Source organism: Lysinibacillus sp. NPDC048646 (genome assembly GCF_050272295.1).
In the GTDB taxonomy this organism is placed as follows: domain Bacteria; phylum Bacillota; class Bacilli; order Bacillales_A; family Planococcaceae; genus Lysinibacillus.
The window spans coordinates 127,370-145,673 of the sequence record NZ_JBNNLZ010000004.1 but is presented as its reverse complement, the minus strand read 5'-3'; the positions used below and the strand labels follow the sequence as shown (position 1 = coordinate 145,673).

At 39.3% G+C, this 18,304-nt stretch carries 17 protein-coding genes; all 17 read right to left on the bottom strand.

Going from position 1 to position 18,304, the window contains the following annotated elements:
- Positions 1–137: 137 nt before the first annotated feature.
- Positions 138–1,337, bottom strand: a complete 1,200-nt coding sequence (locus tag ACQKII_RS07215) for a glycine C-acetyltransferase (RefSeq protein WP_427457767.1) — start codon at positions 1,335–1,337, stop codon at positions 138–140.
- 59 nt (positions 1,338–1,396) lie between these two features.
- The gene (locus tag ACQKII_RS07210; protein ID WP_427457764.1) at positions 1,397–2,461 is read right to left on the bottom strand and encodes a nucleotide kinase; all 1,065 of its coding nucleotides are present in this window, start codon (positions 2,459–2,461) and stop codon (positions 1,397–1,399) included.
- A 112-nt stretch (positions 2,462–2,573) separates the two neighbouring features.
- Entirely contained in the window at positions 2,574–3,209 is a 636-nt protein-coding gene (locus tag ACQKII_RS07205; RefSeq protein ID WP_427457761.1) for a YczE/YyaS/YitT family protein, read from the bottom strand.
- A gap of 180 nt (positions 3,210–3,389) precedes the next feature.
- Complete coding sequence (ybaK, locus tag ACQKII_RS07200) at positions 3,390–3,884, bottom strand: Cys-tRNA(Pro) deacylase (RefSeq protein ID WP_427457759.1); 495 nt, start codon at positions 3,882–3,884, stop codon at positions 3,390–3,392.
- Positions 3,885–3,908: 24 nt separating this feature from the next.
- Positions 3,909–4,703, bottom strand: coding sequence for a putative metalloprotease CJM1_0395 family protein (locus ACQKII_RS07195; RefSeq protein WP_427457756.1), 795 nt, complete (start codon positions 4,701–4,703; stop codon positions 3,909–3,911).
- Between the two features lie 359 nt (positions 4,704–5,062).
- Positions 5,063–5,635 carry a VanZ family protein gene (locus ACQKII_RS07190; protein ID WP_427457753.1) on the bottom strand — a complete coding sequence of 191 codons (573 nt, stop codon included), beginning with the start codon at positions 5,633–5,635 and terminating at the stop codon, positions 5,063–5,065.
- Positions 5,636–5,838: 203 nt separating this feature from the next.
- Positions 5,839–7,377 carry an acyl-CoA carboxylase subunit beta gene (locus ACQKII_RS07185; RefSeq protein WP_427457750.1) on the bottom strand — a complete coding sequence of 513 codons (1,539 nt, stop codon included), beginning with the start codon at positions 7,375–7,377 and terminating at the stop codon, positions 5,839–5,841.
- Positions 7,378–7,462: 85 nt separating this feature from the next.
- Positions 7,463–8,245, bottom strand: a complete 783-nt coding sequence (locus ACQKII_RS07180; protein ID WP_427457748.1) for an enoyl-CoA hydratase — start codon at positions 8,243–8,245, stop codon at positions 7,463–7,465.
- Entirely contained in the window at positions 8,242–9,159 is a 918-nt protein-coding gene (locus tag ACQKII_RS07175) for a hydroxymethylglutaryl-CoA lyase (RefSeq protein WP_427457746.1), read from the bottom strand. The genes ACQKII_RS07180 and ACQKII_RS07175 overlap by 4 nt, the downstream gene beginning before the upstream one ends.
- Positions 9,160–9,171: 12 nt before the next feature.
- Positions 9,172–9,384, bottom strand: a complete 213-nt coding sequence (locus tag ACQKII_RS07170; protein ID WP_427457955.1) for an acetyl-CoA carboxylase biotin carboxyl carrier protein subunit — start codon at positions 9,382–9,384, stop codon at positions 9,172–9,174.
- Positions 9,385–9,628: 244 nt separating this feature from the next.
- On the bottom strand, positions 9,629–10,987 hold the full coding sequence (locus ACQKII_RS07165; protein ID WP_427457743.1) for an acetyl-CoA carboxylase biotin carboxylase subunit: 1,359 nt from the start codon (positions 10,985–10,987) through the stop codon (positions 9,629–9,631).
- Positions 10,988–11,002: 15 nt separating this feature from the next.
- Positions 11,003–12,637: an AMP-binding protein gene (locus ACQKII_RS07160; protein WP_427457740.1), complete on the bottom strand. Its 1,635-nt coding sequence runs from the start codon at positions 12,635–12,637 to the stop codon at positions 11,003–11,005.
- Between the two features lie 31 nt (positions 12,638–12,668).
- Complete coding sequence (locus ACQKII_RS07155; protein ID WP_427457737.1) at positions 12,669–13,811, bottom strand: acyl-CoA dehydrogenase; 1,143 nt, start codon at positions 13,809–13,811, stop codon at positions 12,669–12,671.
- A gap of 87 nt (positions 13,812–13,898) precedes the next feature.
- Complete coding sequence (locus tag ACQKII_RS07150; protein WP_427457734.1) at positions 13,899–14,549, bottom strand: TetR/AcrR family transcriptional regulator; 651 nt, start codon at positions 14,547–14,549, stop codon at positions 13,899–13,901.
- A 624-nt stretch (positions 14,550–15,173) separates the two neighbouring features.
- Entirely contained in the window at positions 15,174–16,226 is a 1,053-nt protein-coding gene (locus tag ACQKII_RS07145) for a YkvI family membrane protein (protein ID WP_427457731.1), read from the bottom strand.
- Positions 16,227–16,244: 18 nt separating this feature from the next.
- Positions 16,245–17,351: an o-succinylbenzoate synthase gene (menC, locus tag ACQKII_RS07140; RefSeq protein ID WP_427457728.1), complete on the bottom strand. Its 1,107-nt coding sequence runs from the start codon at positions 17,349–17,351 to the stop codon at positions 16,245–16,247.
- A gap of 1 nt (position 17,352) precedes the next feature.
- Positions 17,353–18,165: a GNAT family N-acetyltransferase gene (locus tag ACQKII_RS07135; protein ID WP_427457725.1), complete on the bottom strand. Its 813-nt coding sequence runs from the start codon at positions 18,163–18,165 to the stop codon at positions 17,353–17,355.
- Positions 18,166–18,304: the final 139 nt, after the last annotated feature.

Sequence of the window (18,304 nt, the reverse complement as noted above, 5' to 3'; positions counted from 1 at the left end):
GATTTAAAGTGCTATCCGTCATTTCGGCCAAGCTATCCATCACTTTAGCGATTCTATCCTTTACTTTGGCTAAACTATCCGTCATTTCAAAAATCAAATTAAAATGGGGCACCTCACAACTGAGGAGCCCCGTTTTTTTATTGAATAACCCCTAATTCACGACCTACTTTTTCGTAAATCGCTAGTGCATCGTCTAACATTTCTTTTGTATGTGCCGCTGTTGGCATATTACGAACACGACCTGTACCCTTTGGAACTGTTGGGAAAACGATTGATTTTGCATAAACGCCTTCTTCAAATAGGCGGCGAGAAAATGTCTGTGTAAGCTTTTCATCACCAATAATACATGGCGTAATCGGTGTTTCAGAATCTCCGATATTAAAGCCTAACTTCGCAAGTCCTGCTTTTAAATAATGGCCATTTTCCCATAGCTTATCGTGTAGTTCTGTAGAGTCAATCAGCATTTGAACAGCTGCTGTAATTGCGGCTACATCACCTGGTGGTAACGCTGTTGAGAATAGGAATGGACGTGAGCGTACTTTCAACCAGTCAATTAGGTTTTTCTTACCTGCTACATAGCCACCAACTACGCCAATCGCTTTTGATAACGTGCCGATTTGGAAATCAATTTCTTTTTCCAAGCCGAAATGCTTTACTGTCCCCTTACCTTTACCCGTTACACCAGAACCATGCGCATCATCTACATAAGTAATCAAATCAAACTCTTTAGCAATTTCAACGATTTCAGGTAGCTTGGCAATATCGCCATCCATCGAGAAGACACCATCTGTAATGACCATCACCTTATTGTATAAACCTGATGCTGTGGCTTCTTTTGCTTTCGCACGTAAATCTTCCATATCAGAGTGATTATAAGCAATGATTTTGGCACGCGATAAGCGACACCCATCAATAATAGAAGCATGGTTTAATTGATCTGAAAGAATGGCATCGTTTTTATCCATCACAGCTGAAATGGCCGCCATATTGCAATTGAAACCTGATTGATAGGAAATCGCCGCTTCCGTTCCTTTAAACTCAGCTAGCTTTTCCTCTAATTTTACATGAAGGTCGAGTGTACCATTAATCGTACGAACTGCCCCTGCACCTACACCATATTTATCTGTCGCTGCTTTTGCAATGCGCTTTAATTCTTCATTCGTCGCTAAGCCTAGGTAGTTATTTGAGGATAGGTTAATAAGCTGCTGACCACGCACCTGTATAACTGGTCCGTTTGCACTCTCTACTGCGTCGATTTCATTATATAAGCCTTGATCATGTAAGGCTTGTAGGTTTTCATCTAAAAATGCGTTTAATACTTTAGACAAACATATCATCCTTTCCTATGAAAACTATTCTTGCTCCTAGTGTAGCATAAGCACACAATTAGAATAAATCACTTTGTTAATCTTTCGAATAAAGGTGCCGTTTTTTCACGCCACATCGCAGCCGATAAGCATCGATCCATTAACAGGCGTATCGTGTTCTCTGCCTCCTCGTAACGTGTTGCATAACCCATCGCATCTTGTAGTGCAGCTTTATATTTCACACGAATTTCTTCAATTTTCACTTCCGCTTCCTCTGAAAGTACGCAATGTTGACCCATATCAAAAATTTCATCACCAAATCTTCCATCCTGTGGGTCAAATACATGTGGCTCTGTACTATCAAAAATGCAGAAATTCAATTCTGGAATAATGACCATATCGACTGAGCCCGCATCTAAACCACACCACACAATTTGTGCATCTAGCCCTCTTGCATTTGCTTCGTCGGCCAATCCTTTCATTAGAGAAGACTTCCCTGTGCCAGGCTTGCCCTTAATCATCCACCTTCTAGCCAAATTTTTCGTTATGCTTTCTACTGTATTTTGTGCACCTCGAGGCGTTAATGTTCCTAGTAATCGGTGTGTGCGCGTACCTGTTTTATTGAGTATGATTGATTGAAAAACAGCCGATTTTAAATTTTCAACTTGATTATTTAAAGCTTGCCAGTCCATACAGCTTTGTGTAACAACCTCCCAATCGTCATGGAGCTTTTTAGCGATTTCCAGCATTGTAATACACTTTTCACGAAATAACTCTCGCTCCTTCATAGCATTGGCAAGTTTTTCACCAATCCCCTCAAGCTGTTCTTCTTCTAAACAATCATAAAAAGACAGCACACGATGCTTCGTGCCGAATAAAGTTGGTTCAATGCCCCACTCCGATGACCATACAAATAGTCGATTACACCCTCTAACATAGACCGCCTCTACGGTATCTTCTAACAATGCATGTTTAAACCACTCCACCTCAAAACCTTGCTTTACATAAAAATACCCGAGTTCCTTCAGTAGCTCCGATCCTTTAAAGGTTGGTGCGCCTTGTAGAACATAAACTAGCTCCGCCTCTTCCATCATTTCTTTATATACATGTTTTCTCCCTTGCCCTGTCAATGCGTGTCCAAAATAATAGGTCACATTTCCGTTCAGTGTCGTTCCCCCTTTGCCTTATGCCCTGCATTATATGAACTACCTCTTTAAAAAATGAAAAAACTACTTTTATCTTTATCTCGATAAAAGTAGCTATTTTTCAATAAAATGGCTTTATGCCCTCCATATTACCGATACATTTCATTAAAACTTTTCGACAATATGGCAATGAATATTGCACGATATAGCCAGAAGTTAAAGCAATTAATACTGTACCAACACCAACCGGGCCACCAAGTAACCCTCCTAGAATTGTCACAAGTACCTCTATGCCCATTCGCGCTGTTTTAATAGTTCCACCAAACTTTTCAACAAGAATCATCATTAAAGTGTCCCTTGGGCCAGCACCTATGTTTGGCGCTATATACATTCCACAGCCAAAGCTTAAAACAAATAAGCCTAGCACAAAATAAGTGATCTGTAATCCATAGATTTCCGTTGACGGCAACAGCCAATTAAAGATATCGATAAATGAACCAATCAGCAACATATTTAGCCACGTACCAATTTTGGGCCATTCTCGTAACACTAGCGAAGTCGAGACAACTATCAAAAATCCCGTTAAAATAGACCAGGTCCCAATTGTCAAACCAAAGTTTTGAAACAAACCTACATGTAAAACATCCCATGGGCTCGTTCCAACAATTTTCCCTTTAATAGACATCGTAATGCCAAGTGCCATAATCATCATGCCACCGATAAAAAACGTCCAGCGCCACCCCGTAATTTTCCGCATTGGTAATCCTTCTCTCTACGCAAGATATTGCTCTAACTGTATCATATTTTCTAGATAACGAAAGAATACTGTTCCGATTCCTTAAGTAATGCTTGAAGTCACCTGAGCGTTGCTTCGTTATACCAGCGCGAAAATATGCTTGACCAAAGCTTTTCTTTTCAAAAAAAACTATCCATAATATTAACCATGGATAGTTGTGATTGGTGCAAGATGTGCCTTTGTCACTGCAATTAAATCATCGAGCTGTACATGAATTTGCATGCCGATTTTACCTGCACTGACAATAATGCTCCCTTGTTCACGCGCAGATGCGTCAATGACTGTTGGGTAAAGCTTCTTCATACCTACTGGTGAGCACCCGCCGCGTAAATAGCCTGTATAGCCAAGTAACTCTTTAACAGCAAGCATTTCGATTTTTTTCTCACCAACTACTTTTGCAGCTGCTTTCAAGTCCAATTCCTCTGCTACTGGAATAACAAAAACAAAGAGCTTTTGAGTACCTGCCTTTGCCACTAAAGTTTTAAAAACGCGTGAAGCAGGATGACCAATTTTTCCAGCTACTGACACCCCGTCCACTTGACCGTCCCCAGTTTCATATTCCATGACATCAAATTGTAATTTTTGCTGCTCTAATAATCTTACAGCATTTGTTTTCATATGCTTTGCCTTTGCCACATTTAATATCTCCCATCTACAGCGTTAAGCGGTCATTGAAAACATTGAATCATTCTCAGGTCGATAGCCATTTTTCGCCATTTGAATATGAGTAGCATACTTCGCCGATGCATTTTTAAATGTCCGTGCCTTGAATGCCTCCTCATAGCTCTTACCGAAAATTGTATCTGCAAATGGATCCAATTTCAATTCCTTCGAAAATCGTTCTGGTACCTCAATGATTTCTCGCCCAAATGTAGATTCTTCCTTGAATTGCTCTCTCTCATCTACAGCCAAGCCATTTACTTTCGCTTGTATTTGCTGTATTTGAGCATCCGCACTCGCTGCCACACGTAAATCTTGCGGTGATGGGGCATTCGGTGCCAGTGCAGCACGCCTAACTTGTTCTAAAATCTGTAGAGTATCATAGGGTGCAACGCCAGCATCGGTAGTTATAGCAACCTCTTTATCTGAACTATTAAGCTCATTCTCTAACTCTATTGATTGCATGTAAGAAAATGCTCCGGCTTTATCACCACTTAAAGCTTTATACACTTGCTCATGAGCACGCACGTTTTTTTCAGTTTGCTGTAAGTCACTAATCATTGCCCGCTGATGTGGCGTTACTTCTTTCGCCTCTTCTTTATGTTGCTCATATAAATCTTGATCTTTACGTCCTAATAAGAGATTTTCAAGCTCTAGTAATAAAGGATTTTTCTTCGGTTGGAAATACTGTGCATTTTTTCGATACGCATTTCCTGCCTCTTTTCGCTGTAAAATCTTTTTACGAATGTGGCTATTTGAAATACTTTCTTGTTGTATTAAATTTGATAGTTTCATATGATTCACCTCGACTTTCTATCTTAATATGCAAGTTGAATAGTAGATATGACGAAATATTCTATTATTATACATATACCAACTGAACAGTTTCTGTACACTCATTATCGGAATTTTCTTATTTATATTCAAGAGTAAAATACGACTAACATCCTAAAGAAGTAAATCAATTTTGGAAAAATAAGCATAAAGACTCGCTTTTTTCTGAATTATTTTCTAATTTTCTCACTCATCTATTAAGTTATTGTTGTATTATCATTTTTATTTACTACGCTAAACACTTGTAAATTAGTGTTAACTTCCCCCTTTAAAAAAAGAAAACAGTCCATTGATGAATGGACTGTCTAAAAATCATAAATTTAGTTATGTTTCTTCGGTATGATTAATAAGCATTTATAGGCTAAATAACCAACCCACGCACCAACTGTATTTAATATTAAATCGTCAATATCCGCTGATCCAACCGTAAATATAAACTGCACAGTTTCTACCATAAGACTTGAGAAAAAACCTAAAATAATGATTATCCATGCTTTTCGAAATTTCTTCGACAGTAGCGGCAATAAAAAACCCATTGGTGTAAATATTAATAAATTGCCAAGTAAGTTGAGTATAAGCAGGTCTAAATTGAAATACTGCGAGTAATTTATATAACGTAAAATTGTTTCAAACGGCACAAAATTTGTCGTTACTCGCCAACTACTATAATCAAACAAGCCTAACTCGCCGAAAGAATAGTCGCCCTGAAAAAAAATGACGATAACATTCACTAGACGATCAATCACTAATTTATAAAATGCTATAAAAGAATAGACAATAAAAATTATCCAGCCGACAATCTTTACTTGCATATAATATGTATCAAACCACGATCGATAAGGTAATGGTAGTTTGGTATCTCCTTGGACATTCGATATATTATTTTTTGTCATGCCTTTACCACCCACTTCCTCTTATCCATCCCATATTTTAATATGTCTGCTCTGCCCATGCAAGGGGGTAAATATAGCAAAAAATGCACCCCAGAATATCTGGAGTGCTTTTCCTCTAGTGAAAGAATAATGATCACCTTGAACCTCTCAAGACTGAAGTCACGAGTGTTCTCGTCGAATCAATAATTTTTTTCTTTCTGCCATTATACAGGATTTACACCATGCTTTCGTTGTGAGAATAATAAATATTTAGACATATATAATTCTAAACGTGTTTCTAATGCCTTACGTAAGTCATTCGGCTCAATGACATCATCAATAATAAGCTCTGATGCTAAACGATATATGTCAATTTCCTCTTGGTACTCTTTGCGTTTTTCTGCGATAAAGTTTGCCTGCTCTTCTTTTGGAAGTTCAGCAATTTTATTTGCATACACTGCATTTACTGCTGCTTCAGGGCCCATTACGGCAATTTGTGCGTTTGATAGAGCAATACAGCAATCAGGTTCAAATGCTGGACCCGCCATCGCATATAATCCTGCTCCGTATGCCTTACGAACGATAACTGTTAACTTTGGCACAGTTGCTTCGCTCATAGCAAAGATCATTTTCGCACCATGACGAATAATACCTGCCTTTTCTACTTGTGTACCAATCATAAAGCCTGGTACATCTGCAAGGAAAATTAGTGGAATATTGAATGCGTCACATAATGAAATAAACTTCGCAGCTTTGTCAGCAGAATCGTGGAACAGTACACCTCCCTTTACACGAGGTTGGTTGGCTATAATACCGACTGATTGACCATTAATGCGTCCAAGCCCAGTAATTAATTCTGAAGCAAATAATTTCTTTACTTCACAAAAAGAATCTTCATCAATTAGTCGCTCAATTAATTGATACATATCAAAAGGAGAGTTTTGATTTTTTGGAATTAATTCTTCAATCGACTTTTCGAATGATGCTGGTGGTTTCGGCTCTTCCACTTTACTACGCTCCGCATAATTATTCGGGAAATAGCTCAAATATTTGCGTGCATAGGCGATCGCTTCTTGCTCTGATTTTGCTAGTACATCCCCACAACCAGATACAGAGCAATGCATCTTAGCACCGCCCATCGTTTCTAAATCTACTTTTTCCCCAATGACCATTTCCGCCATACGTGGCGAGCCCAAGTACATAGAAGCATTGCCCTCAACCATCACGACGATGTCGCAAAATGCTGGGATATAAGCGCCTCCAGCTGCCGAAGGACCGAACAATAAGCAAATTTGTGGTACTTTACCTGAGAGCTTTACCTGATTATAGAAGATACGTCCTGCTCCTCGGCGCCCCGGGAACATTTCTAACTGATCGGTAATGCGCGCACCTGCCGAATCGACTAAATAGAGTAATGGGCAGTTTAGCTTCTCAGCCGTTTCTTGAATACGAATCATTTTTTCTACAGTACGTTTTCCCCAAGAACCTGCTTTAATCGTGGAATCGTTTGCCAAAATGCATACTGTGCGACCATGAATTTTACCGATACCTGTGACTACACCATCTGCTGGTAAATCACCAGCTAAACAGTTAGCAAACAAGCCATCTTCTGATTGAAGACCATCATCTAATAACAGTTCGAGTCGCTCACGAACGAATAACTTACCTTGTTGTGCATTTTTTTCGTGATATTTCGGCAGTCCCCCTGCTAAAATTTGTTCCTTCATTGTATTTGTCGTATTTTCTGTCGATACATTGCTCATGTTCAATTCCTCCTTTTGCCCAATCAATTACGCCTTATGTCACCACCAGAAAGATGGGATACTACCATTACCGAATCAAAGTAAATTACTGTCCCAAGTATTGTGGCGAACGCTTTTCTTGGAAAGCGAGCAACCCCTCCAAACGGTCCTCCGTTGGAATAAGGGCACTATATGCAAGAGATTCAATTTTTAAGCCTGTTGCTAAATCTACTTCAATACCTTGATTAATAGCAATTTTCGCCTGCACAAGAGATAGCGGCGCATTTTTCGTCATTTCGAGTGCAAGCTGCTGTGCTTTTTCCTGTAGCTCATTACCGTCAAACACATACTCTACAATGCCGTAGTCCTTTGCTTCCACTGCATTTAATCGCCGTGCCGTATAAATTAATTCCTTCGCTTTTCCAATGCCAATAAGTCGCGGTAAACGTTGTGTGCCACCTGCTCCAGGAATTATACCTAGCGATGTTTCAGTAAGGCCTAATTTTGTATGGACCGCTGCAACACGTAAATCACAAGCAAGAGCCAGTTCAAGCCCACCACCAAATGCAACACCATTTAACACGGCAATAACTGGTTGTGCCAACGCTTCTACTTTGGCAACTGTCACACCAATTAAGCGCACAATTTGTTTTACTTGGCGATCAGACATGCCTTTACGCTCTTTTAGATCTGCCCCAGCACAAAATGCCTTTTCGCCTGCCCCCGTTAGCAATACAACACGCACTGTCGGGTCTCCGTTTACTTTATCAAGCGTAGCTCCAAGTTCATTCAATAACTGCACAGACATTGCATTTGCTGCTTCAGGTCTCGATAACGTGATGAGTCCTATATTACCAGCTAACAATTCAAAACGAACAAGTTGTGTCATAAAACATTAGCTCTCCCTTCATTGCGGACAATTGCCATTTGTCTGGACGCCACTGTTTTTCCTAGTTTTTGTTCTATAAAATTCGCAGCTTCTAACAACAACTTCATGTCAACTCCAGTTTCTATACCCATCCCATCTAATAGATACAATAAATCTTCCGTGGCAACATTGCCTGATGCCCCTTTTGCATATGGACATCCACCTAGACCACCTAGTGCACTATCAAATTTTGTCATTCCCATTTCTAAGGATTTCATGATATTCGCAAGTGCTGTACCACGCGTATCGTGAAAATGCATCGCAAATTTTTCTGTTGGATACCTTTTTAAAAGCTCTTCTAAAAGAGACTCTACCTGTGTTGGCACACCAACGCCGATTGTATCGCCTAGCGAAATTTCATCAACGCCCATTTCTAGTAATTTATCTGTTACTCGTAAAACCTTTTCTGGCTGTATGTAGCCTTCATATGGGCAACCGATTACCGTCGAAATATAACCACGCACGTTTTTGTTCTCTGACTTTGCCCCTGTTACTACTTCCTGTAATATAGGAAATGTTTCAGCAATCGTTTTATTAATATTATTTTGATTATGGCTTTCACTTGCAGACATAAAGACGTTCACTTCATCAATATCTGCCTGCAATGCACGTTCTAAGCCACGCATATTCGGAACGAGTGCTGCATATGTGATATCTTTTTCTCGCTTGATGGCTTGCAGTACCTCCACCGCATCCGCCAACTGAGGAATCCATTTTGGATGGACAAACGATGTTACCTCAATATAATTTAGTCCCGTCTGACTAAGTAAATTCACTAGCTGAATTTTATCTGCAGTAGCAATGTGTATTTTTTCATTTTGCAGACCATCACGGGGGCCAACTTCCTTTAACGTTACATGTTTTGGTAGTTGCATATAGATGCCTCCTTACTCGATTTCTAAAATATCGTCATCTACGTTAATGAAATCTCCCTCATTGGCAATAATTTTTGTCACAACGCCGTCTTCCTCTGCAGCAATGGGAATCTCCATTTTCATTGATTCTAAAATTACTACGTCTTGCCCTGCTGTCACTTTTTCGCCTTCTGCTACAACGATTTTCCATACTGTTCCTGCCATACTCGCTTTTACCATTGTCATCATAAATCCCTCCAAATAGTTGATAGTGAACGGGCTATCCTAGATTAATAACTCAATCGTGGCTGTTCTCCATTCTTTGTTTCATCTTTTGTTGTTCGCGCTGCCGCACACACCGCATGATCCTCTGCCCTGCAGTTAATCTTCATGTGTATGCGACTCGGCACAAATGCTGTAAAGAAAGCACTAATATATTTTTATGCTGTAAAAACTTGTTTCGATATTTCTGGCGTACATGCAAGCATACTTATTTTGTTTCTGTTAACTGCGGTAAATAATATTCCTCGACGAACTTAGTCGTTGTATGTCCTTTTAAAAACTGCTCATGGGTTACAGTTTTTAAAAGCATCGAAATATTGGTTTGAATGCCTTCTACTTTGTATGCCTTAAGTGCTTGGATCAGTCGTTCACATGCAATCGCGCGCGTATCACCCCATACGACTAATTTACTTATCATTGGATCATAAAACGGTGTCACCATTGAGCCAGTTTCTACTCCGCATTCATGACGAATACCTTCTCCAGTAGGTAATTCTAGAGCTGTAATCATACCTGGGGACGGAAAGAATGTCGTTGGGTTTTCTGCATAAATTCGCACTTCTATCGCATGTCCCTGTTTTTGAATGCTATCACGTGTAAATGTTAATGGCTGCTGAGCCGCTACTTTTAATTGTTCCTCTACAAGGTCTAGTTTCGTGATCTCTTCTGTCACGGGATGTTCAACTTGTAAGCGTGTATTCATCTCTAAAAAATAGAAATTTTGCTCTGCATCTACTAAATATTCAATCGTTCCGGCATTCACATAACCTATATGTTTGACTGCCTGAATAGAAGCATCTAACATTCGTAACCGTGTTTCTTCTGTGATGAATGGAGATGGTGCCTCCTCCACTACTTTTTGATTACGTCGTTGAATCGAGCACTCACGTTCGAATAACGGGACAACATTGCCAGCATGATCAGCAATAATTTGTACTTCTACATGGTGGGGATTAGCGATAAATCGTTCCATATACATCGTGCCATCACCAAAAAATGATTGTGCACGTTTTTGGTTACCTTCAAAGGCTTTCGCTAGCTTCTCGTCATCTTCCACGAGCTGCATACCAATGCCACCGCCTCCAGCAGAAGCTTTCAACATAATGGGATATCCTAGACGGGAAGCGATTTCAATAGCTTCAGCACTATCCCTCACTGCTGTTTCTACACCTTCAACAATCGGTACACCTGCAGCTTTCATGGTCTTTCTAGCTTCTAATTTACTGCCCATTGAAGCAATAACATCTGCGCTCGGTCCAATAAAGACTAAACCTTCTTCCGTACAGCGCCTAGCAAAATTAGCGTTTTCCGATAATAAGCCGTAACCTGGATGGATTGCATCAGCACCGCTTTCCTTTGCCACTTCAAGAATACGCTCCATATTTAAATAACTTTGTGCAACTGGTGGCTTTCCGATACAATATGCTTCGTCTGCCTCCCTAACATGTAAGCCTTCAGCGTCAGCCTCAGAATAAACGGCAACGGTCTGAATTTTCAGTCGTTTACATGTTCTAATAATGCGTCTAGCTATTTCACCACGATTGGCAATTAAAATTTTCTCGAACATTTCCCTGTCCTCCTCTTACTTTACCGTCGCAACAAAGCCTTCACGTAATTTAAATTTCTGAACTTTTCCTGATGCCGTCATTGGATAGCTCTCGATAAAGAAAATATACTTTGGAATTTTATGTCTTGAAATTTTATCTCTGCAAAAATCTCGAATTTCTTCTTCTGTTGCCTGTTCGTCTTCTTTTAAAATAATCCAGGCTGCGGCTTCCTCTCCATAAACTGGATCAGGAACACCCGCGACTTGCACATCAGAAATTTTTGGATGCGTGTAAAGAAACTCCTCAATTTCTCGTGGATATAAATTTTCGCCGCCACGAATAATCATGTCCTTCAAACGACCGGTTACTCGAATATAACCTGCATCGTCCTTCGTCGCCAAATCTCCTGTGTGAAGCCATCCATCTTGATCGATGGCAACTTTAGTTTCTTCAGGATTTTTGTAGTATCCTTTCATCACATGATATCCTCTTGTACATAGTTCACCTTGCTCATTTGGAGCCGCTTCCTCATCTGTACCAGGAACCACGATTTTTACTTCTAGATTTGGTAATGCACGGCCAACGGTCTCGACTTTTAAATCGAAAGGATCATCTGCTCTCGTTTGTGTAATAACTGGTGAAGATTCTGTTTGCCCATAGCAGATAGTCACATCTGTCATACCCATTTTGTCGATAACAGCTTTCATCACTTCGATTGGACAGTTAGAACCTGCCATTACACCTGTACGTAGTGACGATAACTCATATGACAAAAAATTCGGTAAATTCAATTCACTAATAAACATTGTTGGTACGCCATGTAGCGCTGTACATTTTTCTTGCTCAACTGTTCGTAACACTTCCGCAGGTGAGAATTCCTGCACCGGTACCATTGTTCCTCCACTTGTTGTAATCGCTAATGTACCAATGACACAACCAAAGCAATGGAAAAAAGGAACAGGTATACATAAACGATCTTCGTATGTTAATCGCATACATTCGGCAATATTTAACGCATTATTCACTAAGTTATAATGTGTTAACATGACACCCTTTGGAAAACCAGTAGTCCCCGACGTATATTGAATATTAATGACATCATCATAATGTAGCAATTGCTGTCTTTGTTCTAACTGTTTCTCCGTTACTTGTTCTGCAGCGGTTAATACATCTGACCAGTTGTGCACACCTGGATATTTGGTGTTACCAATTAAAATAACATTTTTCAATAAAGGGAGACGCTTCGATTGCAAATTACCTGGTTCACAATGTTCTAGCTCCGGACATAACTCTTGTAGTGTATTCATAAATGAATGGTCTCGAAAATTTTCAATTAAAATAATCGTTTTTGCATCTGATTGCTTTAATAAGTATTCTAATTCATGCGCACGATAATTTGTGTTTACAGTAACGATTGGTGCACCCATTTTCCCTGTACCAAACTGCAACTGCACCCATTCTGGTACATTTGTCGTCCATACAGCAATATGGTCTCCTTTTTCAATTCCAAGAGACATTAACCCTCTAGCAACTAAACGACTTTGGTGATTGAGCTCCTCATAAGTCATTCGCAAATCCCTATCTGCATACACAAGCGCTTCACGTTTAGGATACTTTTCAGTTTGTTCATCTAGCAACTGACCAATGGTTTGATACACAAGCTCTGCCATGAAAATCCTCCTTATATGTGCTATTTACTTATTAACAGCCAATTTGACGAGCAATAACGAGTCTTTGAATTTCCGATGTACCTTCTCCAATTTCCATTAACTTAATGTCACGTAAATGACGCTCTACGTCATATTCTTTCATATATCCTGAACCACCGTGAATTTGAATAGCTTGATTGCAAGTACGGAAGCCCATTTCAGAAGCAAATAATTTTGCCATCGCGGCCTCTTTACCAAATGGTTTCTTCTGATCCTTAAGCCACGCTGCCTTATGTACTAATGTACGTGCAAGCTCTATTTCCATTGCCATGTCAGCTAATTTAAACTGTATTGCTTGTAATTTTGAGATAGGTGCACCAAATTGCTCGCGTTCTTTTGCGAATTGCAATGCTTTTTCATATGCTGCCTGCGCAATCCCTACTGATAACGCTGCAATCGAAATTCGACCACCATCTAAAGTGTTTAAAAATTGACCAAAACCACGTTTTTCATCACCTAATAAATTTGTTCTTGGTACACGTACGTTTTGCAATACAATCTCACATGTATTTGAACCACGTACACCCATTTTGTCGTAATTACAGTTGATTGTTACACCAGGCGTATTAGCTGGGACGATAATGGACGAGATAATTTTTTTCCCATCTTCACGTTTACCCGTTACTGCTGTAACGATAATTTGACGTGCGTGACCTGCATTCGTAATCCAACATTTTTCACCGTTAATGACATAATCATCACCATCAATCACCGCTGTTGTACGTGTGCCACCTGCATCAGAGCCTGCATTGGGCTCGGTTAAACCGAATGCGCCCAGTGTTTCACCTTTCGCTAATGGAACAAGCCACTCACGTTTTTGCTCCTCTGTTCCAAAATTATAAATTGGTGAAGCACCTAAACTAACTGCTGCTGCATAACTTAAACCTGTCCCCCCACACGCGCGGCCAATTTCTTCAACAGCAATTGCATAGGAGACCGTATCCCCACCTGAACCACCGTATTCTTCTGGAAACGGGATACCCAATAAGCCTAGTTCTGCCATTTTTTCAAAGCTTTCTATTCTCATTGTTGATGTTTCGTCTACTTCACGCGCATAAGGTTTAATTTCTTTCTCTGCAAAATCACGAACCATGTCTCGAATCATCACTTGCTCTTTTGTTAGTTCAAAATTCATCTCAAGTTCCCCCTAATTTTAAATTCGCCATAGCGGATTTTGTTCAGACGACAGTTGCTCAAAACTAAACCGACTAGTCGGTTTGTATTACTGATTAATAAAACCAGTCTCTGTAGCTGGCTTCACCATTACCATAAATTGAATTGCTTCTTCCATAGCTTGTTCCGTGACAATCGCACGTAATATCATATCCGTAAAGACTTCCGTAATTTCCTCCATTGTCAATGGTCCTGTTTGTTTAAACCATTTATATGTCCAGTTAATCATCCCAACAATAGCCATTGTTACAATCGTACACGGCAGTTCCGAACGAAAATCTTTTGTCTCCTGGCCCTCAGCAATAACTCTTTGTAAAATATCGCGATATTGGTCACGCTTTTTATGAATAAGCACGCTATATTCTTCTGGCAATGAACGGCTTTCTTCATAAAATACCGTTATATGCGCCTGATACACATCAAACACCTGTGTCAGGGTTTGTACCATTGCACATAAACGTGTAATCGGTGTGTTGTATTGATCGTAAGCTTCCTGTGATTGCTTGATAACATAGGAAATAAATACATCATGAATTTCATACAGCAATTCATCTTTTGATTTGAAATTATGATAAAATCCACCTTTTGATGCACCAATATATTCGACAATTCGATCGACAGTTACACTGTGATAGCCATCTTGCTGAAACAATACTAGGGAAGCGTCTACAATTCGTTGTTTTAACGTTTTCTTTACCATAGGCTTCTATCATCCCTCTTTATGACTCTACTCAATCACTCCCTATAATCAGGAAATAAGCACTTTACTTACTTTACCTAATTATAAAAATACTATGACATCATTAATATAGCATTCGCAAAAATGGGTGTCTAGCATTTTTTAAGAAATTAAAAGTAATTACGAGAATTTACTTTACTTGAAACAGCAATACAGAATAATCACTTTGATTTTGTACAATACTTATCTTTGTATAACAACTCCCACTAGTGCAGTATAATTATTAAGTGATTATAACCACTTGCTTTGTCTAACTTGCTAATCATATACACTATGAATTCCTTCAGGGTTTAATGCATTAATTTTCGTAATAAAAGGGATTGTCTAAAAAGTAAATAGCCATCTTCCTATATGATAAAAATCCGCATCGCTCGTTTACGCTCTCCGCTGGGTCTCGTGCTCTTGCTTTCTCGCAGGAGTCTACAAGGATTTTTACCTTGATATCAAAAAAATAGCACACTAGGAATACTCCTAGCATACTATTTTCACTTTTGGGACAACCCTTTTATCTTTCTAGAATAGATTATTACGTTTTTGATACACGATTTCTAGTTATCATCCTTAAATTTCTATGCTCTTATTGTTTTATGCACTTGTAGCTACTTTTCGTATCCATGCGATAATGACCGCAATGATTAACGCGAATCCTAAATAACCCATTGTTGAATACACTTTACCAACTAATGTTGTAAACCCAACTAAACTCGCTGCAAATCCTAGTAAACCAATTAAGACAATACTCGGTTTAAAATATTTATGTTCCGGTGCTACAAAACGGACCGTAAATGCATAAAACATGCCAACAGCGGTGTTGTACATCATGCCTAACAATGCGATTGACATGAGTACGCCAACAAATGGGTGGATTTGTTTGGCCAGTTCTAATGTTGGCATCGCTACACCATCCACAACATCCAATTTCACGAACATTGCGATATTAATAAGCAATATTAATCCACCGAGCATGAGTCCACCAAGTAGCCCACCTAATCCCGCCACTTTGCGGTCTTTCAGTGTACCACCCATAACAATTAACATAGCTGCACCAGCTGCTATATTGTATGACACATACAAAAGGGCACCCATAAACCAGTTCGGCGCAGCAGATGCTTGCTCCCTAGCGATCACTTCCTGCTGTGCAATCGTCAAATCCATCGTAAAAATTGAGTAGACTAATATTATAAAGATAATGCCCATTAAATAAGGCGTTACTAACGCTATTATATTAATAATATTTTTCACATTTAATAACAATGTTAAAATAGTAAGAATCACCATTATAATACTACCGACCATCGGGTTTATTCCGAACATTTGATGGAATGTAGAACCTGAGCCAGCAAACATTACTACAGCTACGCCAAATAAAAAGAAAGTAATTAAGACATCTAAGATAGCCCCAATATAGCGTCCACCAATATGATAAATCACTGCCTTATGCGAAGTCGTTTGTAAATCCGTACCAAGTTGCGCTAAACTCATCCCTAAAAATGCAAATGCAATTGTTGCAACAATCGCCCCTGCAATACCGTACAAGCCAAAACTTGTAAAGTATTGCATGATTTCTTGACCTGATGCAAACCCAGCTCCTACGATTAACCCAACAAATGCACCGCCTATTTGCCAACTTTTTTTCATGAAACACCTACTTATCAATTATTTATAAGTTTTTTGTGCTACGGTAAATGAATTGATTGTGTCCACATTTACGTCAAAGCCGATTCCTGCTTTTTGAGGCACTTGAATGTAACCGTCTTGTGCAACGACCTCTGGTTCGATGACATCCTTTTCCCAATAACGATTTGAACCTGCAGTATCACCTGGTAAGATGAAATTTGATAGAGTTGTTAAGGCTACATTATGAGCTCGTCCTATTCCTGACTCAAGCATGCCGCCACACCAAACTGGGATATTATTCGCTTCACAGTAATCATGAATTTTTTTCGCTTCTGTTAAGCCACCAACACGACCAATTTTAATGTTAATGATGCGTGTACTACCTAACTCCACTGCTTTTCGTGCGTCTTCTAATGAATGAATACTTTCATCTAAGCAAATTGATGTATCGATTAGCTCTTGCAATTTCGCATGGTCGATAATATCATCTGACGCTAGCGGTTGCTCAATCATCGTTAAATGAAAGGCATCAAGCTGCTTTAACGTGTCCGCATCGTCTAGGCTATATGCAGAGTTTGCATCGGCCATAAATGCTACATCAGGAAATGTTTCACGCAATGTACGCATCACTTCTACATCCCAACCTGGCTTTATTTTAATCTTCATACGTTTATAGCCTTCTTTTACATAACCGTCTACTAAGCCAACTAAATCCTCCATTGATTTTTGAATGCCAATACTGATACCAACTTCAATTTTATCCTTTTTGCCACCAAGCGCTGCGGCTAATGATTGATTCGTTTGCTGTGCATAAATATCCCAAATCGCACCTTCTAACGTTGACTTTGCCATATTATTCTTGCGAATTGGCATGAAGAGTTCGTTGACTTCATCAGGATGACTAATTTCTTTATGCAAAATTAGTGGAATTAAGAAATCCTCTAGCATATGCCAGTTCGTTTGTAGCGTTTCTTCGTTGTACCATGGTGAATGGAATGCAACTGATTCACCCCAGCCAATAGTACCTGATTCATCTTTTGCTTCTAAAACTAAAAAGTCCCTATCGTCGAACGTACCAAAACTTGTTGTAAATGGTGCTTTTAATTTCATCTTTAGATGGCGAACTGTAATTTCAGTAATTTTCATGTTAGTTAGCTCCTTCCAAGCCTAATGTTGCTAATTTTACGAGTACATACTCGTTATAGTTTTCCTGTTGCTGTAATTGAACTGCCGTATAACCTTGCACAAATAAACTTTGTATCAATTGGCGAGTTTTCAAGCGCCAATCCAATGCCAATGCAGGGTCTAGTGCCTTTAACGTTTGAAAATCCCTCGGTACCGGTAATGTGTACACCTCTTTATTAAAGATGGAATTTTCAGATATTTTTAGATATGGTAATCCTTGCTCATTGAGCGTACAACTTGCTACATTTACAGCGGTAGTTGCATCAATGGCAACATCGTTCACTACGTAGTCAGATGTTAAATACCAGCTCACCTCAAAACGATCAGAAGGTAATCCCTTATTTAAGCCATCCTGCATTTCACCGTAGCAATTTTCTACATATGTGTGGCAAATACCATTTAACTTTGACAGATTGAGATAACCGTTGCGTGTTTCCAGCGGGTCAAATGTCCACACCATTAAATCATAGCCTCGCTCAACTGCAATAGCTTGTTGAGCTTGTTTTAATGATTCTCCAATTCCTTGTGAACGATAATGCTCATCAATACCTAACATATGAGAACATAGATAACTTTTACCCTCTCGGAAACCAGCAAATCCATAGCTATAACCAACTAATTTGTCACCATCATAAGCTCCAACCACGATACCACCGTTTTTCACCGCAGTTAATGTTTGATGAATTGGAATTGGTGGCATACGCCACACGTCATATTCAAGTTGTTGTACCTGCTCTAGTTGTTCGATTGTTTTCACTTCACGAATATCAATCATTCAAATCGCTTCTTTCCTATTCTTTTATCCCGTACTGACAGGCGATAGCTCTCTCTAAACAATAAATTAGCGATAAATTAAGCGCCTGCAAGTACCAGCTTAGTTTTTAATGCCAATAAGTGATGATTTCTTCAGTGTC